The sequence below is a fragment of the Streptomyces sp. DH12 genome (assembly GCF_020873895.1).
Taxonomy (GTDB): domain Bacteria; phylum Actinomycetota; class Actinomycetes; order Streptomycetales; family Streptomycetaceae; genus Streptomyces.
On sequence record NZ_JAHWGT010000186.1, the window covers coordinates 1 to 836 of the forward strand.

Below are 836 nucleotides of genomic sequence, written 5' to 3' on the forward strand. Positions count from 1 at the left end.
GCTGGTGGTGGGCCGTACGGCCGCGACGCTGGAGCGGACGGCCGCCGGTCAGCAGGGCGTGCGGACGCTGGTGGCGGATCTGACGGACGAGGACGCTCCGGAGCGGATCACGTCGGCGGCGCTGGAGGCCTTCGGCCGGCTGGACGTGCTGGTGCACAACGCGGCGGTCGTGCTGCCGGAGCCGTTCGGCGCCGTGACGCGGGAGCACGCCCGGCTCCAGGTGGAGACCAATCTGCTCGCGCCGGTGCTGCTGACCCGTGCCGCGCTGCCCGCGCTCGCGGCGGCGCGGGGCACGGTGGTGGCGGTGGGCACGGCGGCGGTGCAGGGGCGTCGCGCCTTCGCCGGGATGTCGCTGTACGGCGCGACCAAGACGGCGCTGGACTTCCTGGTGCGCACCTGGGCGGTGGAGCTGGCGCCGTGGGGTGTCCGCGCGGTGGGGGTGGCGCCCGGCGAGACGGACACGGGGATCGGTGAGCGGATGGGCTGGAGTGCGGCGGACATCGCCCGTTACCAGGCGGAGGCCGCCGCGCGCACGCCGTCGGGGCGGGTGGGCCGGCCGGAGGACGTCGCCTGGTGGGTCGTCCGGCTGGCCCGGCCCGAGGGCGCCTATGCGAACGGCGCGGTGGTGACCGTGGACGGCGGTGCGTCGGTGGTCTGACCGGCGTGTTCGGCGGTGAGCCGTTCCAGCAGGCGCACCGCCTCGTTGGGCGTCGGCTCGGCGAGGATCTCGGTCCGCACCCGGTCGGCGGCCTTGGTGAACGATTCCTCGGTGAGGAGTCGCTCGACCGCCGTGCGCAGGGCGTCGACGGTGAGGCCGTCGGCCGGCAGGTACAGTC

General features: G+C 75.8%; 2 protein-coding genes. One reads left to right on the top strand and one right to left on the bottom strand.

The window, feature by feature from the left end:
* Positions 1–658: SDR family NAD(P)-dependent oxidoreductase (locus tag LPA54_RS33395; protein ID WP_228984473.1), on the top strand; the 658-nt coding region annotated here is incomplete at its 5' end.
* Here LPA54_RS33395 and LPA54_RS33400 read toward each other — a convergent pair.
* The coding region (locus LPA54_RS33400; protein ID WP_368857877.1) for a nucleotide disphospho-sugar-binding domain-containing protein at positions 607–836 on the bottom strand (230 nt) is incomplete at its 5' end. The genes LPA54_RS33395 and LPA54_RS33400 overlap by 52 nt on opposite strands.